This is a genomic window from Paenibacillus sp. FSL P2-0121 (genome assembly GCF_037975345.1).
In the GTDB taxonomy this organism is placed as follows: domain Bacteria; phylum Bacillota; class Bacilli; order Paenibacillales; family Paenibacillaceae; genus Paenibacillus_AQ; species Paenibacillus_AQ odorifer.
This window is the reverse complement of record NZ_CP150245.1, coordinates 3,927,156-3,945,224: the sequence shown is the minus strand read 5'-3', so window position 1 is coordinate 3,945,224 and position 18,069 is coordinate 3,927,156. Positions and strand designations below refer to the sequence as shown.

The following is an 18,069-nucleotide window of genomic DNA, read 5'->3' as shown; positions in this document are numbered from 1 at the left end:
CTGGGGGGACTATTAGTTGGCTAAATATACACTTGAGGAAAGCTTACAACAAAGGATTTTGATCCTTGATGGCGCAATGGGCACGATGATCCAACAGGTGCCTCTTACTGGAGAAGATTTTGGAGGCGATGAGCTGGACGGCTGTAATGAAATGCTGGTATTAACACGTCCAGAAGTCATTCAGACGATTCATGAGCAGTACCTCGAAGCAGGGGCTGATCTCATTGAGACTAACACATTTGGTGCAACCTCTGTTGTGCTAGCTGAATATGATATTCCTCAGCGGGCACGTGAGATCAATCTAGCGGCAGCAGAGTTGGCTCGCAGAGCAGTAGACAAATATGACACACCTGACCGTCCGCGATACGTCGTGGGGGCTATGGGTCCAACAACAAAAACGCTCTCAGTAACTGGAGGCGTTACTTTCCAAGAGTTAGTTGATAGCTATGAGGAACAAGCAGTGGCATTGATCGACGGTAAAGTAGATGTTTTGCTGCTGGAGACCTCTCAAGATACACTTAACGTTAAAGCTGGAAGTATTGGTATTCGTAATGCTTTTGAAAAGACTGGCATCACATTGCCGGTTATGATTTCAGGAACAATTGAACCAATGGGTACTACATTGGCGGGTCAGAATATTGAAGCATTTTATATCTCATTAGAACATCTGAAGCCTATCTCTATGGGCCTCAACTGTGCGACTGGTCCTGAGTTCATGCGGGATCACATTCGTTCGCTTTCGGAGATCTCCTCCGCAGCCGTGAGCTGTTATCCAAACGCAGGATTGCCGGATGAGAACGGACATTATCATGAATCTCCAGATTCTTTAGCTCGCAAGATTGCAGCCTTTGCCGAAAAAGGCTGGCTGAACATTGCGGGGGGGTGCTGTGGAACGACACCAGAGCATATCCGTGCGATGAAGGAAGCACTTTCTGAATATCCTCCACGCCCGCTGACAGGTAATCATCCGCCTGCACTTTCAGGCATCGAGCCTATCTATATTGAGAACGACAACCGTCCATACATGGTTGGTGAACGTACGAATGTACTTGGCTCTCGTAAATTTAAACGTCTTATCGTCGAAGGTAAATATGAGGAAGCCTCAGAAATTGCCCGTGCTCAGGTGAAGAGTGGGGCACAGGTTATTGACGTGTGTGTACAAGACCCTGACCGTGATGAGATTGAAGATATTAAGCTTTTCTTAGAACTGGTTGTGAAAAAGGTTAAAGTACCCCTGATGATCGATACTACCGATCCTAAGGTTATCGATTTGGCTTTGCAGTACTGTCAAGGTAAGGCGATAATTAACTCCATTAACCTTGAAGATGGTGAAGAAAAATTCGAGCTGGTGACGCCGATCATTCATAAATATGGTGCAGCTATTGTTGTGGGTACCATCGATGAGACGGGACAAGCCATTAAGGCGACAGATAAACTGGAAGTGGCTAAACGCTCCTATGACTTGCTAGTGAATAAGTACGGTTTAGCAGGAGAAGATCTTATTTTTGACACGTTGGTGTTCCCTGTAGGAACCGGAGATGAACAATATATCGGTTCAGCAAAAGAAACGATTGACGGCATTCGTTTGATCAAGGAAGCACTTCCAGGCGTTCATACGATCTTGGGCATTAGCAACGTCTCCTTTGGATTGCCGGAAGCGGGTCGTGAAGTGTTGAACTCCGTATTCCTTTATGAATGTACAAAAGCTGGATTAGATTATGCGATCGTAAATACAGAAAAAGTGGAGCGGTATGCTTCCATTCCTGCTGAAGAACGTCATCTTGCTGAGGAACTGATTTATAATACGAATGATGAGACGCTTTCTGCTTTTGTAGCTGCTTTCCGTGGTAAAAAAGTAGAGAAAAAAGAGAAGATTTCCAACCTGTCACTTGAAGAACGTTTAGCTTCCTATGTGGTTGAAGGTACGAAGGAAGGACTCATTCCTGACCTTAATGAAGCATTGACTAAATCTGGTCCGCTGGAGATCATCAATGGACCGCTGATGGCAGGGATGTCGGAAGTCGGCCGGTTATTTAATAATAATGAATTGATTGTTGCTGAGGTGCTGCAAAGCGCTGAAGTGATGAAGGCTTCTGTCAATCATCTAGAGCAGTTTATGCAGAAGGATGAGACAGCGGTTAAAGGAAAAATTATGCTGGCAACCGTAAAAGGGGACGTGCATGATATTGGTAAGAATCTAGTGGAGATCATCCTCTCCAATAATGGTTATCAGATCATTAATTTGGGTATAAAAGTACCACCAGAGACCATTATCGAAGCCTTCCGTCGAGAAAAAGCTGATGCGATAGGATTGTCCGGGTTGCTTGTGAAATCTGCTCAGCAGATGGTCCTCACCGCTCAGGATTTACGTACAGCAGGTATCGATGTTCCGATTATGGTTGGCGGCGCAGCTTTGACCCGTAAATTTACGAAGACCCGTATTCGTCCAGAATATGACGGTCTAGTATTGTATGCTAAGGACGCTATGGACGGGCTGGATATTGCCAATCGGCTTATGAACCCTGAAGAACGGGAGAAGATTGCCGAGGAAATTCGTGTGGAGGCAGAAGCAGCGGTTGCGGTGGCGCCTAAGCAAGAACTGCCGAAACTAACCAGAGCAGTGCGTTCCAAAATATCTCCAGATGCACCTGTATTTGTTCCACCGGATTTAGAACGCCACGTACTGCGTAACTATCCATTGGGGCATATTATCCCCTATGTGAATATGCAAATGCTGCTGGGTCATCATTTGGGGTTACGGGGTTCTGTAGAAGCCCAATTAGCTGCTGGAGATCAGCGGACTGTTGAACTGAAAGGTACCGTAGACGATATTCTCCATCAAGCAATGCTAGAGGGTACCATTACTCCACATGCTATGTATCAATTCTTCCCTGCACAATCGCAAGGGAATGATATTATAGTGTATAATCCACAGAATACGTCCGAGATCCTGCATACCTTTACTTTCCCGAGACAAGGGGTAGAGCCTCATCTGTGCTTGGCGGACTTCTTGAAACCTGTTGACAGTGGTATTATGGACTATGTTGGATTCCTAGTTGTAACAGCAGGTCACGGTGTACGTGAATTGTCTACTCAGCTGAAAGAAAGCGGAGATTATCTGCGTTCACACGCCTTGCAGTCGGTTGCACTTGAAGTGGCAGAAGGACTGGCGGAACGCGTCCATCATATGATGCGCGATACTTGGGGTTTCCCGGATCCGGCGGATATGACGATGAAGCAAAGACATGGGGCAAGATACCAAGGAATCCGTGTTTCATTTGGTTATCCTGCATGCCCGGATTTAGAAGATCAAGGTCCACTGTTTAAGTTGTTATCTCCGGAGGATATCGGTGTTCACCTTACAGAAGGCTTTATGATGGAGCCCGAAGCTTCCGTTTCGGCTATGGTATTTGCCCATCCAGAAGCGCAGTATTTTAATGTAGAGAAGCTGTAATTCTTTCATTTATATACCTGGTCTGTAGGGGATTGTATCCCTTTCAGCGGAACCTCCCGTAACTGGGGGGTTTTTTGCTGGAAGAAGGTCGTTTAGAATTGAAAAGAGATGGTTGAGCCAATAAGCAGAAGGGAGGAAAAAGAATGGATTTATATTTTTTAGGTACTAATGCAGGTGTGCCAACGCTACAACGCAATGTAACGTCCGTTACATTAAGACTGCTGGAAGAACGTCGCAGTATTTGGATGTTCGATTGTGGGGAAGGTACACAACATCAGGTTCTTCGTTCACCGATTCGGCTAGGAAAGCTGGAAAAGCTATTCATTACCCACTTGCATGGTGATCACCTATTTGGTCTTCCAGGTCTATTATCAAGTCGTGGTTATCAGGGAGGGACAGCGCCGTTAACGGTGTACGGACCCCCTGGATTAAAAGCTTACTTAGAGATCTCCTTAGCTGTGAGCCAATCCCGAATTCCTTATAAGATTGAGATTGTAGAGCATTCAGGAGGAATTATATTCGAGGATGATAGCTTTAAAGTTGAGGCTGCATTACTTGAGCACCGGATTGACAGCTATGGCTACCGGGTAACGGAAAAGGATAGTCCCGGAAGCCTCAATACGGAATTGCTTAAGAGTTATGGTTTAAAACCGGGACCGATTTATGGGAAATTAAAAAAAGGTGAAGATGTTGTTACGGATGAAGGTGTGCGAATCTGTGCTGCTGATGTTGTCAGGGAACCCAAACGAGGACGTATTGTTACTATCCTTGGAGATACAAGACCTTGTTCGGGAGCCTTAGAACTCTCTCTTAATGCAGACCTTATCGTTCATGAAGCAACCTTCGCCCATGATCTGGCTGACATGGCGTATCAATATCATCATAGTACAGCCCGTCAGGCTGCAGAGTTAGCAAAAGAAGCCAAAGCAGGACAGCTGTTGCTGACTCATTTCAGTTCTCGTTACAGCTCGCATGAAGAGTTAATTCCTTTGCTTGAGGAAGCTGAACTCCTATTCCCAGAGACATTATTAGCTGAGGAATTTAATGCATATCCGGTACCTCGCAGACTAAATGGGCAATAGGGGGAATGATTATTTTCCGGGAAAGCGCAGGAAATGACAGTGCTATGCTAAAAAATGCTGGATGGGACGGTTGTTCGATTTCATTCGACGAAGTGTGTTAGATTTAAAGTAATCACGGAGTAAAAGACGAACGAATGGCTGGACATATTGCCGAAAATCAGTAGGTGATATCTTCCACCTAAAGGGATTGAGTTTTTCTGTAAATCCAAGCAGGGCAAAGGCTACAAGTTTGTTAATACTATTATTTATTTATTATATTAATTAAATTTATTGTGGAAACTGAGGGGTTAGTGATGGAACAAATTGAAGGATTATTGATTGATCTAGATGGTACATTGTACCATGGGCATAAAATGATTCCCGGTGCTGATCTGCTGATAAAAGCTCTTCGTGAAGCGGATATCCCTTTTTTATTTGTTACTAATAACTCATCGCGTACGGCAGCTAACGTTGCTGCCCACTTAAGTGGAATGGGAATTGAGGCGAAAGCTGAGGAGGTATGTACCTCTTCTATGGCAGCCGCACGTTACATAGCTGAGGAATCACCTGGGGCTACAGTGGCGATACTTGGAGAAGAGGGACTGCGTATGGCTTGCATTGAGGCAGGGCTCCAAATCGTCACAGAATCCCCTGATTATGTGGTGCAAGGTATCGATCGTTCTTTTAATTATGCTTCGTTAGCTCAAGCTTCGCGTTGGATTTTGAGCGGGGCAAAGTTTGTGCTCACCAATCCAGATTTAATGTTACCATCAGATGATGGGGTTATGCCGGGTGCGGGTACGATTGGTGCAGCAATTGAGGCTGCCAGTGGAGTGAAGCCAGTAGTGATCGGTAAACCTGAATCCCACCTGATCAAATATGCGACAGATCTTCTGAACATTCAACCTGAACATGCTGCTGTTGTTGGGGATAATATGCGTACGGATATCGCTGCCGGTGTTAATGCGGGCTGTCGTACAATCCTTGTTCTTACCGGTTTAACCACTACAGAGAACCTGGAGCACTATAAAAGCATCACAGGGATCACTCCCGATGAAATATGTGCCGATTTAGCTGAACTTAAAATGTTTCTCGGTGTATAATAGCTAGGGTCTTATTACTTCACCAACTTAGAGGGGACGATGAGTATGCCAGAATTGCCGGAAATGGAGAATTATAGACAGCTGCTTAGCCAGCGTATTATAAATGTTCCGATAACTAATGTAATTGTGAACAGAGAAAAAACAATTAACATGGAAACAGAAGCTTTCATTAATGCCTTGATCGGTGCGCGTGTTGTTTTTGTAGAGCGGCGCGCCAAGTATATTTTGTTTCATCTCCATGATGGACGAAGATTACTATTGCATTTAATGCTGGGTGGATTGCTTTTTTATGGTTCAGAAGAAGAACGGCCGGATCGTAATACGCAAGTAGAAATCGCATTTGGTGATCAGATCCTTTATTTTATGGGCCTGCGGTTAGGGTTCTTACATTTAGTATCCGTGAAGGAAAGCGAAGCAACGATGGGTAAGCTTGGACCTGAGCTGCTGGATCGACGGATGACGCCGGAACGTTTTGCAGGAATATTAAAAGGGCGGCGTGGTGCGTTAAAAAGTCTGTTAGTGAATCAGCATGTAATGGCGGGTATTGGAAATTGTTATGCGGATGAGATTGCTTTTGACGCAGGGCTTCTGCCTTCAGTTTTAGTGCAGAATTTATCACCGGAAGCCATTTCCCGCCTGTATCAAAGCATTCAAAAAGTATTGACTGATGCGACAGAGATTGGCGGATACATGGAAATGCCTTTTATGACCGGTGATACGGTTACGGGTTCTTATAATGACCAATGTAAAGTCTATGACCGTGAGGGTGAACCCTGCCTACGCGATGGGGGAACGATTATCAAAACAGAGCTGTCTGGACGCAAAGTATTTTATTGCCCAGACTGTCAGCATGAAGCCTAAACCCAAAATAGGGGCTCATGTCAGCATTCGTGGTGGATATGGGAGAGCTGCCCGATTTGCTTGGGAGAGCGGTGCAACAAGTTTTCAATATTTTCCGAAAAATCCGCGCAGTCTGAAGTTAAAGACGGTTGATATTCGAGATACAAGGGATTGTGCACTCTTTTGCCAAGAAAAAGGGATCACCTCTATCGCCCACACCCCTTATGCAATCAATATGGCTGCGAATAGGGATGACGCTACCCCGCGAAAGGTGTATGTAGACTCCCTACTTAATGATCTGGAAATTGCTGAAGCCTGCGGTTCCTTAGGCATTGTTGTTCATTTTGGACATTTTGCTGGAATGGAGCCGTTACAAGGATATCAAAATATTATACAATGTATGAATGAGACGCTGGAGTCCTGGGAAGGTAACGCCAAGCTGCTAATCGAGAATCAAGCGGGCAACCATGGTACCGAAGGGATTACACTTGAAGAATTGGTGAAGGTTCGTGAGCTTAGCCAGTTTCCCGAGAAGATTGGATTTTGTCTGGATACCTGTCATGCTTTTGCGGCGGGAATTTGGAATCCTGAGCATACGGAAGACTTGCTTGAACGAGGAAACCAGCTTGGATTTTGGCCGCATCTTGTAGCTGTTCATCTAAATGATTCTAAGTTTCCCTTTGATTCGAGACGGGACCGGCATGCTGGAATAGGAAAAGGTTATATCGGCGAAGAGGGTCTTAAGCGCTTAATAACTTCTGATCCATTACGTAAAAAATCTGTTGTTTTGGAAACTGAAAAGGGTTCAGATGGCAGTCATCGGAATGAAATAGCTACTGTTCGCAGTTGGTTTGAAGCGGGGGCTAGAAAGTGACTCATATCTATATGGACGATCTCCGTAAAGGTCCGCTTGGATTTGCTTTAGCCAGGACAACAGAAGAATGTCTTCTGATGCTGCGTGAGTGTGAGGTTGGTATTTTATCGTTAGATTATGATATGGGACCGGATGATTATTCTGGTGGGGAAGTGGCTAGACGGATTGTTCTGGAAGGACTGTACCCCCGTGAAATCTATCTACACACCTCCAGTGTTTTAGGGAGAAAAGAAATGTATGAAATCTTATACGCGGCTAAACCTGAGGGGATGATCTTGTTTAATGGTCCCCTAAGTTCTGATAAGCTTTATGATATCGCTGGGGAGACGGGTCTGAAATGAAGGAAATGAATGAAGCGGATTTACTGGAGATACTCACGAGACCTGGAGAACCGCTGGTAGTATTTTTGCATACTCCGCTGTGTGGTACCTGTAAGGCTACAGAACGCATGTTGGAAGTAGCGGCACATCTATTGCCTGCTGAACTCCAAATGGTTGCCGGAAATGTGAACATGTTGCCTAATCTGGTCCAAAAATACCGTATTACCAGTGTCCCTGCTCTACTTGTGGCTTCTGCTGACCGGATAGAGAATCCGCATATTTATTATTCAATGGTTTCAGTTGAGCGGATTCTGGAATACATAAGGAGTGTTATATCATGATCATTTCATTACAACATTTATCTCTGCGCAGAGAAGAAAGCCTAATCTTGGACGATGTATCGTTAGAAGTGAAGGAAGGCGAAAACTGGGTCATTTTGGGACGAAATGGTTCGGGCAAAACAACAATTTTGGAGATTATGACAGGTTATTTATTCCCTAGCAAAGGAACTGTTGAGGTATTGGGGAATAAATATGGTCAATGTGATTTACGCGAGGTTCGTAAAGAGATTGGTTATATTGGTCCTTCCTTAATGGAGAAAATGTCTTTAAATGATCCGGTGTGGGAGGTTGTAGCTACAGGAGCTTACGCTTATTTGCGTTTCTACGAGAGCATTCCACACGAAGTGAAGGAGAAGGCAATCCGCTTGCTAGAGGATATGAATCTGGGCAATATGGCACTTCATCCTTTTGGAACCTTGTCACAGGGAGAGCGAAAAAAAGCAATGCTGGCAAGATGTCTTATGGCTGACCCCAAACTACTGATTATGGACGAGCCTTGTGCAGGTCTTGATCTGTACGAAAGAGAAAAAATGCTGGCTGAAGTAGACAAGCTGAGACAACGTAATGTCTCCGTTGTATATGTAACTCATCATGTGGAGGAAATTGTCCCGCTTTTTACACATGTTGCTTTAATTCGCGACGGTAAGCTAGCTGGTTCCGGACCGAAAGAAGAAGTATTAACCAAAGAAATGATCTTGGCCACCTATGATATTCCTGTTGATGTAGAATGGGATAGCGGTCGTCCCTGGATTAAAATTAGACCTGGAGGCAAAACGATTTGAACGAATTAAGACATGATAACGAAGAGCAGACCACTGCTCCGGAAGAAATGGTGTACTCCCGATATATTTGTACAGCTAATCACGGCTTTGCGCCATATGCTCAGGAAGAGCTTCGGCGCTTGTTCGGCGCAGTGAAGAGTACGCTGCTGCTGCCGGGAGAAATCTTTCTAGCCACCTTGCAGTCTGAACCCGAGGAAGTATCACGATTGCTCACACAGAATCTGCCCATTTTCCTTCGTCATATACAGCCTGTGCAGTTTCAGGATGAAGGAACCATGGATGCGTTACAGCGTTTGGCTGTGTATTTAAGCCGCCGCAGTGAGCTAGAGGGGGAGAAAGTATCCCTAAATGTTCGTAAAGGGGATCCTTCCTTCTGGCAGGAAAGTCCGGGCGAACTTCGGGAATGGCTGCAGGAGCAATTGCAGAGCTTGGGTGCAGAATTTACAGTACAAGATCCGGCATGGGTCATTTCTGTCTACGCAGACGGGAATGCCTTATATGCAGGAGTGTCCAGACCAGAAGAGAATCTGTCCGGCTGGAATGGCGGTGCAATCCGTTTCCGCAAGGAAGACGGACAAATCTCACGTGCTAAGTTCAAGCTGATGGAAGCGGAGAAGGAGTTCGCTATTCCTTTTTACAGCTTCCGTAATGCGCTTGATATCGGTGCCTCTCCAGGGGGCTGGACTTCTTTCTTGCTGGAGCGTGGAATGAAGGTAACAGCGGTTGACCCTGCTTTGATGCATGAATCGCTGCGTAATTACCCGGGTCTGAAGATCCTGCGCAAAAATGCCGGAGAAGTGAAATTCCGCGATAATGAATTTGATCTGCTTGTATGTGATATGAGCTGGAGTCCTAAGCTGATGGCGAAGCTTGTAACCGGGCTGCTGCACAGCCTGTCCCCAGGCGGAACAGCGATTGTGACCGTAAAGCTGATGCATAAGAAACCTCTAGCGATGATCAAAGAGATCATTGCAATGTTTGAGGGCGAACGTATGCAGATTCAACGGGCCAAGCAGCTGTTTCATAATCGTGACGAAATAACACTTTATATGATTAAATACTAAGTTAGATCCTAATTTAAAAATCTTAAGGGAAAGCATCCCGTTATTAACGTTATCGTAATCTGCGGTAACAACGTTAATGGCGGAAGCTTTCTCTTTTTTTATGTGAAAAAGGGGGAAGTTCAGGTGGATTTTGCATCGAAGCTTGGGGTAGGGCAGATAATGGACGCCAGATACAGAATTATTGATCAGATTGGAACAGGTGGAATGAGTATTGTCTATCTTGCGGAGGATCTGCGTTTAAAGGGGAAACGCTGGGCTGTAAAAGAAAGTGTAAGCTCAGAAGAACTACCTTCAGACATTGAGGCGGAAGCGGAGATGCTAATGGGTCTGGATCACCCGCGGCTTCCACGTATTGTTGATTACTATCTTTCGGATAAAGAAGGGTATTCTTATTTAGTTATGGATTATATTGAAGGGATAACTTTAAGTCAGCTGATGAAGGATAATCCCGGACCTTTACCTTGTGAGTTCATCCTACAAATAGCTAAACAGCTTTTAGAAGTCCTGCAATATTTACATGGTCATCATCCGCCCATTGTTTATCGTGATTTAAAGCCCTCTAATCTTATGTTAACTAAGCAAAAAGAATTGATGTTAATCGACTTCGGAATCGCTCGAAATTATAGAAAAGGAATCGTTGAAGATACGGTGAAGCTTGGTACAGTTGGGTTTGCGGCTCCTGAGCAGTATGGGAACGGGCAGAGTCAGCCGGTTTCTGATTTATATGGTCTTGGTGCATTGCTTTTATATATGGCTACCGGAGGCTTATGCAGCCACTGGGAGTCAGGAATGGAAAATAAGTTGCGTGACCATGTTCCCGCAGCTTTTATTCCTATAATTAGACGTTTATTACGGCCACATCCGGAGGAAAGATATCAGGACGCAACAGCTGTTATTCAAGCACTGGTTCATGTGGAGAATGATATGGATGAAGGTAATTCTTTAGCAGTGTCTGTGCCCCTAGTGGTTGATAAACGGAAGGCTAAAGTGATCGCCTTACTTGGAGTAGGGCCGGGACTTGGAACAACACATACTTCATTTGCAATTAGCAGTTATCTGGCACAGATCGGTTCAACAGCTTGGGTTGATCTATCACCGGATTCATCGGTTTATGAGCGCATGCACAATATGGTTGATGTGCAGAGCGCTTCAGTTCCTGATGAGAGCTCTGAGTCTGTATTTTCTTGGAGGAAGGTTCATTACTGGAAGCGACCTCACCATGGGGATGTAGCAGAGCTTATGAGAGGAGCTTATCAATTTGTTGTCTTAGATCTGGGCACGGGTGGATTTGATGGAGCGCTGGAAGAAATCAAGCATAGCGATATTCCCATTCTAATTGCTTCTGGCGCCGATTGGCGATTGGAGGAATCTTTATTATGGATTAGGAGAAGGGGGCTGCAGCCTGAACGGGAATGGAGAGTGGGTTTACCACTTGCTGAACACCAATCTGTTGAACTGTTGCGAAATTCTTTAGGTATAGATAGGGTTTATAATTTACCATGTCAGCAAGATCCATTTTTACAAAAAGGGAAGTTGGCAGATGTAATTGCTGAGCTGTTAGGGGACATTAAGGGCGAACGAAACGATGGAAAACGCCGTGGTTTTTTCTTAAGATAGGCTATTGGGACTAACATTTAATTCAGTGTTCCGCTAAAGTGTGATAAAATATATATTTATACGTGATTTGATTTACGCATTATTTAAGTATAGACAGGAGCTTGCGGAGAATTTATGAGTTTACTTACTGTAGAAGACGTTTCCCACAATTTTGGGGATCGGACATTGTTCAAGAACGTGTCTTTCCGGTTGTTACCAGGAGAACATGTTGGAATTGTTGGAGCAAATGGCGTTGGTAAATCGACGCTAATGAACATTTTGACAGGAAAGCTTTTGAAGGATAATGGTAAAGTAGAGTGGACCCCTCGGGTGCGTTACGGTTATTTGGACCAACATACGATTCTTACACCGGGCAAAACGATTCGCGATGTTCTAAAGGACGCTTTTTTGCCACTGCTTGAGTTGGAGCAGGAAATGCTGAAGATCACAGAGCAGATGGGTGATGCTTCGCCTGAGGAACTAGAAGTACTACTGGAGCAGATGGGAGACATTCAGGAACAACTGGATATCGGAGATTTCTATCTGATTGATGTAAAAGTAGAGGAAATGGCCAATGGTTTAGGCCTGTCCGTGATTGGGCTAGATCGTGATGTTGCTTCTCTCAGCGGTGGTCAAAGAACCAAAGTGCTGCTGGCGAAGCTGCTACTGGAGAAACCCAATGTACTATTGCTTGATGAGCCTACCAACTATTTGGATGTTGAGCATATCGATTGGCTGACCAACTATTTGAAACAGTACCCATATGCATTTATATTGATTTCCCATGACACTGAGTTTATGAATAAAGTCGTTAATGTCGTTTATCACTTAGAGTTCGGTAAATTGACCCGTTACACGGCGAACTATGAGAAATTCCTCGATATGGCGGAGATGAATAAAAACCAGCATATCGATGCCTATGAGAAGCAACAAGATTTTATCAAAAAACAAGAGGACTTCATCCAGCGGAATAAAGCGCGTGCTTCAACTTCAGGCCGGGCAAAAAGCCGTGAGAAGCAGCTTGATCGTATGGACCGAATTGATCGTCCTGAAGAAGCTGCTAAGCCGACCTTTAAGTTTAAAGAGAGCCGGGCAAGCGGCAAAACCGTCTTCGAAGGAATTGATTTTGAGATTGGTTATGATCGTCCGCTGCTGCCACAGCTAAACATGGTCATTGAACGTGGAGAGAAGATTGCTATTGTTGGCTGCAATGGTGTGGGTAAATCGACACTGCTGAAGACAATTCTGGGAGTGATCCCAACATACAGCGGCAAAACCTATCTTGGGGATTATCTGAACCCTGCATATTTCCAACAAGAAGTGAAAGCAGCTAGTCTTACACCCATTGAGGATGTCTGGAATGAATTCTCCAGTTTAACTCAGAACGAAGTTCGTGGGCATCTGGCACGCTGTGGCCTAAAAAATGAACATATTACACGTCCGCTTAGTATGCTGAGTGGTGGGGAGCAAGCGAAAGTGCGACTTTGTAAGCTTTTGATGCGCGAAAGCAACTGGGTACTGTTCGATGAACCTACCAATCACCTTGACGTTATTGCTAAAGCAGAGTTGAAGCGCGCTTTGCAAGAATATAAAGGCACAGTCCTGCTTGTATCTCATGAACCTGATTTTTATGAAGATTGGGTTACGAAAATTTGGGATGTTGAGCAGTGGTCAGCTGTACAGGTATAGAATAATCATAAATCCGGAGAATAGCAGACATCCTGCTGTTCTCCGCTTTTTGGATATGGGGAGGAGATAATGTATGTTTCATAACGCTGGGCGAGAAGATCGATACTCACGACAGATACGTTTCGCGCCGTTTGGAACTGAAGGACAGCAGGGTCTCGCAAAATCAAAAGTGCTTGTAGTTGGTGCGGGTGCGTTAGGTACAGGGATTGCAGAGACATTAGTCCGCTGTGGGGTTGGGCATGTTCTTATCGTTGACCGCGATTATGTAGAGTGGAGTAACCTGCAGCGCCAACAGCTATATACCGAGATGGATGCGCAGGAGCGAGCTCCAAAAGCCATTGCAGCCCAGAACAGACTGCAGCAGATTAATTCTGAGGTTGTCATAGAAGCGCATGTTATGGATGTGCGGAAGGAAGAGCTGGAAGGACTCATCTCAGGGGTGGACCTGATTATGGATGGGACTGATAATTTCGATACACGTCTCATCATTAATGATATTGCCCAAAAGAATAATATCCCTTGGATTTATGGAGCTTGTGTAGGAAGCTATGGAATTACATATACGATTTTGCCTGGAGAAACGCCATGTCTTCATTGTCTTTTAGGTACAGTTCCACTAGGGGGAGATACCTGTGATACAGCGGGTATTCTTCCCCAGGCCGTACAATTGGTCACTGCAAATGCTACAGCTGAGGCGTTAAAGCTTCTCGGTAACCATAAGGACCAATTACGAAATAAACTGCTGACTTTCGATGTATGGCGTAATGAACATCAAGAAATTGGCGTGAAAAGTGCTAAAAAGGAGAATTGTCCATCTTGTGGGACTCATCCGATCTACCCTTATCTAACAGCCTTAAATACGGAACGAAGTGATGTGCTTTGTGGCAGGGATACCGTACAGATCCGCCCTGCCCGGCCGCAGAAACTTAACTTGCAGGAAACAGCCAGTCGTCTGTCTCGTTTAGGAGACGGTGAGGTAGAGAGCAATCCTTATCTAATTTCCTTTAAGGAAGGTCCTTACCGGATGGTGATCTTCGCAGATGGCCGGGCATTGATCCATGGAACGAAGGATATTGCCGCTGCCCGTAGCTTTTATCATCGATATTTTGGATAAAAAGCATAATAAACAGATCTTCAGGCCATTTCATAGGAATGGTCTCTTTGTTTTCCGGGGATTCTATATCTATTAATGGGATGCTGATGCATGTCTGATGGATACGGGGGATCTTCGTGAGTGAGCAAATGATATGGTACATGTCTGCGGGAAACGGAAGAGGAGAGGAAGAACTAGACGCTATTGCGAAAGTGTTTAATGATATCGGTCTGCAAATAACAAAAAGCGAAGATCCCGAAGATCTTCGCTTATCCATTTCTGAAGTAGAACCGGTATTGCTGCTTGCTGATTTAGGCGAGGTGGGAACATGGGAAGGATGGAAAATCATTTCCGCAGTAAGAGATGAGGGAATGATTCTTCCGGTCATGGTGATTTCCGAAGAATTATCTGGTAACGGAGCAGTTGCGGCCTTTTTAGCCGGAGGGAATGATTTCATGACAAAACCACTACATACCGGTGAATTTAAATGTAGAATTCTAAATTTATTAACCCTCACGGGTCGGCGTCGAAATTTAAAACATCTGTTAAAGGTAGATGGTTTAATGCTCGATCCCAGCCGCAGGCTGGTCACCCGTGAAGGGATCGAGCTTAAGATGACGCATAAAGAATTCGATCTTCTATATTATCTCGCTGCGAATCGAGGGATTATATGTTCCCGCGAGGAAATACTCAAACAAGTATGGGGATATCAATTCCATGCAGATACCAATGTTGTAGATGTATACATCAGGCATATCCGCTTAAAAATTGATAAAGGGTACCGGAACAAGTTGATTCATACTGTTCGCGGAACAGGATATGTAATGAGGGTGCCCGAAGGCAGCACCACATCCTGAGACTAATTCTCTTTTATAGAAAAGACTCTACTATAGAGCTGTTGTTTACAGTACGCGGCGAGCCTTTAGATAAGTCTTTTTCCATGTACCAGAATTAAGATCAGAAACCGTAACACCTGGTTTACCATAAGTGTGCAGAATTTTACCGTTCCCAGCGTAAACAGCTACGTGAGTTACATTTTTACCAGTTGCTCTGCTGCCGCTGGAGAAGAATACAAGATCGCCGACACGAAGGTTAGCTTTGGATACAGCAGTTCCTACTTTTGATTGAGCCGCAGCTGTGCGGGGTAATGATACATTATATTTATTAAAGATATGTTTCATAAAGGAAGAGCAGTCAAAAACCTTAGTAGTAGAAGTAGAGGCTCCGAATTTGTATGGAGTTCCCATAAAGTTTTTTCCGAAATTGACAACGCTTTGTCCTTTGGACACCGTAGCGGCTTCAACTTTAGTTGCACCTACACCAGTTGCCATCATTGTTCCTAAGCCCATTGTAGTAACCATTCCTATAACAATCGCTTTTTTTATCCATTGTTGTTTATTCATGTTGTAAGTACCTCCAAAGTTAGTATATCAATCTGTCTTGCTTGGCTTGTCTTGCTTGCCTGATTCGTAGTATAGCAGGTTATCTATGTCATAAAATTTGGTAGAGCAGCAATAAAGTGAGGCTGGGCCTGGGTTGTAAACGTTTTATTAAAAATTCATTAAAAGTTACAAAAAATTAATAACTTGATATTTTGAGCAATAAAATAAGCCGTAAACCCCTTGATATATAAAGGATTTAACGGCTTTTTAATTTTGAAACAAAAGTTACAAGGATGTTTCTATATCACTATGTATTTAGTCTTTGCTCTGAATAATCAGCAATAATCCACTACGTATTCTAACTGTTCCAGTGGAGGAAATCAGTTTGTTGCTTACACCTAGAGATTGCCCTAGCTTTAAAGTAGCATCATTCAAAGGATATTGAAATCCTTCTAATGTAATCCCTGTTACTTCAGGAGTTAATGGAAGCAAAGATACATAGGTGTAGCCCAAATCTTCAATGACTGTTTGGGATCCGGTAAGTGTCACATAGTTATTAGAATCCATCACGTAGCAATTGATTTGCCGTTGCAGAGCCCTTGTCATCATTTGAATGCTGGCTAAAGAGTGGTCAATTCGAGTGCCTGTAACTCCTAATAGTAAAATAGAATCAGGTTGTTGATTCATTGCAATATCGAGTGCCATCTCACTGTCGGTTAAATCCTTGTTCACGGCGTCACAAGTGATTGTTTTTTTACTTTTGGATTGAATATCCTGAAAAGCCTCAGGCGATACAGAATCAAAATCACCTACCGCAATATCTGGTATATATCCATGTGAGATGAGGAATAATGCACCCCGGTCCGCACCGATAATAAAATCTTCTTCATCTAATAGAGCGAAATAATCCGGAGATAGTTCTCCACCGGCAAAAATAACGACTCGTTTGGATGGCATAACATCCATTCCTCCTCTAAAACTCTAGTTGGTTATCCTGTCCCAGTATAATGCAGATCGAAAAGTTGCACAATTGACCATGACAACGCTAAAATGATAGTGTGCGATTTTTTATGTGCATAAATTCATATTTACTAATGTTTTAACAATTGGGAGGTGAATGAAATCGTAAACGTGCTATTTGTCTGTCTGGGTAATATTTGTCGCTCACCAATGGCGGAGGCCGTTCTGCGCCATAAGATTGATGAACGAGAGCTTTCACATAAGATTCTGGTTGACTCTGCAGGAACTGGAGATTGGCATATAGGTAAGGAACCGCATGAAGGGACTAGACGTATACTTGATCAAAACAAGATTAGTTATGCAAATATGGCAGCGCGTTTGGTCAGTAGCGAGGATTTTCAGAAGTTTGATTATATCGTCTGCATGGACAAGTCTAATGGAGAGAATGTTCGAAAGGTTCCTGGTGGGGAAGAGGCTAAGCTTTTGTTCTTCATGGGTTTATTGCCTGAGGAAGAATTGAGAGAAGTACCAGACCCTTATTTTACAGGTAATTTTGAACAGGTGTATGATTTGATCAATGCAGGCTGTGATGTTTTGCTAGAAATGGTGATAAGAGAAAAGCTGTAACCCGGTTGGGTTCCAGCCTCTCTGATTAGTATTAAAGTAAATTAAGGAAATTTGCTGGATTAAACTGTAAGCGTAAACACGGCTGAAATCTACATACGTTCTTTAGATGTTCATTTTTTGCTTCTATCAATAAGGCATTATGTGTTTAAAAAATAGAGTAGAGATTCAGGGAGTTCCTTTTGCCAAAAGCCCCAGAGATGACGACCGTCTTTCTCCCGGTAGGATACGGTAGCTCCACGTGCTTCAAGCAATGCTTTTGTTTCTCTGTTCATCTGAACAAAATCATAGGTCCCTGTATCAGTCTGGTAATCTGTTTCCTGCAGTCCAACGACCATATTAATGTTGAGCCAGGAGAGATCTTCTTCTTTAGCCAGCATGGCTTGTGATTCGGGATAGAATGCACCGGATAGGCTGATGATACGTGTGAAGATAGCTGGATAAGCAAGAGCGAGATGGAGGGAGACGCTGCCTCCAAGGGAATCACCGGCTAAGATTCGTTCGTCGGGTGTACGGCGTACGGGATAATTTTTTTCAATGAAGGGAATAATCTCTTCGGAAAAGCAAGATAGGTACTCCTTGAATCGGCTGCCGAACGGAGCGTATTCTTGAGTCCGAACAGCGACGTTAACTTCTACACCAACGATAATGAAGGGCTCGACATCTTCTTCTATAATAAGTTGTCCAGCAAGTGTAGCAATGCGTCCAAAGTTGAAAAATTCTTCTCCGTCTTGGCAGTACACCACGGGGTAACTCAGAACTTCATTGTAGCCTGGGGGCAGATAGATACGTAATTTACGTTCCTCCTGCAGATGTTCACTCCAAAGCGTTTCTTTTACAATTGTGCGTTTCAGAAAAACAGAATCGCTCATCGTTGTCACGTCAC

At 44.0% G+C, this 18,069-nt stretch carries 17 protein-coding genes; 14 read left to right on the top strand and 3 right to left on the bottom strand.

Annotated elements, in window-relative coordinates:
* Positions 1 to 16 precede the first annotated feature (16 nt).
* The 13 genes from metH to MKY54_RS17410 all read left to right on the top strand — a co-directional run bounded on the left by metH (position 17) and on the right by MKY54_RS17410 (position 15,074).
* Positions 17 to 3,454: a methionine synthase gene (gene metH, locus MKY54_RS17470; RefSeq protein WP_076128413.1), complete on the top strand. Its 3,438-nt coding sequence runs from the start codon at positions 17 to 19 to the stop codon at positions 3,452 to 3,454.
* 143 nt (positions 3,455 to 3,597) lie between these two features.
* The gene (gene rnz / locus MKY54_RS17465; protein ID WP_076281714.1) at positions 3,598 to 4,536 is read left to right on the top strand and encodes a ribonuclease Z; all 939 of its coding nucleotides are present in this window, start codon (positions 3,598 to 3,600) and stop codon (positions 4,534 to 4,536) included.
* Between the two features lie 293 nt (positions 4,537 to 4,829).
* On the top strand, positions 4,830 to 5,618 hold the full coding sequence (locus MKY54_RS17460) for a TIGR01457 family HAD-type hydrolase (RefSeq protein WP_076128417.1): 789 nt from the start codon (positions 4,830 to 4,832) through the stop codon (positions 5,616 to 5,618).
* Positions 5,619 to 5,663: 45 nt separating this feature from the next.
* Entirely contained in the window at positions 5,664 to 6,479 is an 816-nt protein-coding gene (locus MKY54_RS17455; protein WP_076133771.1) for a DNA-formamidopyrimidine glycosylase family protein, read from the top strand.
* Positions 6,469 to 7,332 (top strand): deoxyribonuclease IV, encoded by an 864-nt coding sequence (locus MKY54_RS17450; protein WP_076217982.1) that lies wholly within the window; start codon positions 6,469 to 6,471, stop codon positions 7,330 to 7,332. The genes MKY54_RS17455 and MKY54_RS17450 overlap by 11 nt, the downstream gene beginning before the upstream one ends.
* Entirely contained in the window at positions 7,329 to 7,673 is a 345-nt protein-coding gene (locus MKY54_RS17445; RefSeq protein ID WP_076184432.1) for a cyclic-phosphate processing receiver domain-containing protein, read from the top strand. The genes MKY54_RS17450 and MKY54_RS17445 overlap by 4 nt, the downstream gene beginning before the upstream one ends.
* A complete protein-coding gene (locus MKY54_RS17440; RefSeq protein WP_076184431.1) occupies positions 7,670 to 7,993 on the top strand; it encodes a thioredoxin family protein in 324 nt (107 codons plus the stop codon). Before MKY54_RS17445 ends, MKY54_RS17440 begins: the two co-directional genes overlap by 4 nt.
* Positions 7,993 to 8,775 (top strand): ATP-binding cassette domain-containing protein, encoded by a 783-nt coding sequence (locus MKY54_RS17435; RefSeq protein ID WP_036687827.1) that lies wholly within the window; start codon positions 7,993 to 7,995, stop codon positions 8,773 to 8,775. The genes MKY54_RS17440 and MKY54_RS17435 overlap by 1 nt, the downstream gene beginning before the upstream one ends.
* A 47-nt stretch (positions 8,776 to 8,822) precedes the next feature.
* Complete coding sequence (locus tag MKY54_RS17430) at positions 8,823 to 9,839, top strand: SAM-dependent methyltransferase (protein WP_076184506.1); 1,017 nt, start codon at positions 8,823 to 8,825, stop codon at positions 9,837 to 9,839.
* A 123-nt stretch (positions 9,840 to 9,962) separates the two neighbouring features.
* Positions 9,963 to 11,456 (top strand): serine/threonine-protein kinase, encoded by a 1,494-nt coding sequence (locus MKY54_RS17425; protein ID WP_339187295.1) that lies wholly within the window; start codon positions 9,963 to 9,965, stop codon positions 11,454 to 11,456.
* Between the two features lie 114 nt (positions 11,457 to 11,570).
* A complete protein-coding gene (locus tag MKY54_RS17420; protein ID WP_036687697.1) occupies positions 11,571 to 13,124 on the top strand; it encodes an ABC-F family ATP-binding cassette domain-containing protein in 1,554 nt (517 codons plus the stop codon).
* A gap of 73 nt (positions 13,125 to 13,197) precedes the next feature.
* The gene (locus MKY54_RS17415) at positions 13,198 to 14,238 is read left to right on the top strand and encodes a ThiF family adenylyltransferase (RefSeq protein WP_339187292.1); all 1,041 of its coding nucleotides are present in this window, start codon (positions 13,198 to 13,200) and stop codon (positions 14,236 to 14,238) included.
* Between the two features lie 116 nt (positions 14,239 to 14,354).
* Complete coding sequence (locus MKY54_RS17410) at positions 14,355 to 15,074, top strand: response regulator transcription factor (protein ID WP_076128431.1); 720 nt, start codon at positions 14,355 to 14,357, stop codon at positions 15,072 to 15,074.
* A gap of 45 nt (positions 15,075 to 15,119) precedes the next feature.
* On the opposite strand, the gene MKY54_RS17405 is transcribed toward MKY54_RS17410, so the two are convergent.
* Both MKY54_RS17405 and MKY54_RS17400 read right to left on the bottom strand, forming a co-directional pair.
* Positions 15,120 to 15,620 carry a C40 family peptidase gene (locus MKY54_RS17405; RefSeq protein ID WP_076128433.1) on the bottom strand — a complete coding sequence of 167 codons (501 nt, stop codon included), beginning with the start codon at positions 15,618 to 15,620 and terminating at the stop codon, positions 15,120 to 15,122.
* Between the two features lie 294 nt (positions 15,621 to 15,914).
* Entirely contained in the window at positions 15,915 to 16,556 is a 642-nt protein-coding gene (locus tag MKY54_RS17400) for a thiamine diphosphokinase (RefSeq protein ID WP_036687693.1), read from the bottom strand.
* Positions 16,557 to 16,721: 165 nt separating this feature from the next.
* Here MKY54_RS17400 and MKY54_RS17395 point away from each other — a divergent pair, with 165 nt between their 5' ends.
* Positions 16,722 to 17,186 carry a low molecular weight protein-tyrosine-phosphatase gene (locus MKY54_RS17395; protein ID WP_339191221.1) on the top strand — a complete coding sequence of 155 codons (465 nt, stop codon included), beginning with the start codon at positions 16,722 to 16,724 and terminating at the stop codon, positions 17,184 to 17,186.
* Positions 17,187 to 17,323: 137 nt separating this feature from the next.
* On the opposite strand, the gene MKY54_RS17390 is transcribed toward MKY54_RS17395, so the two are convergent.
* Positions 17,324 to 18,055 carry an alpha/beta hydrolase-fold protein gene (locus tag MKY54_RS17390; RefSeq protein ID WP_076279314.1) on the bottom strand — a complete coding sequence of 244 codons (732 nt, stop codon included), beginning with the start codon at positions 18,053 to 18,055 and terminating at the stop codon, positions 17,324 to 17,326.
* Positions 18,056 to 18,069: the final 14 nt, after the last annotated feature.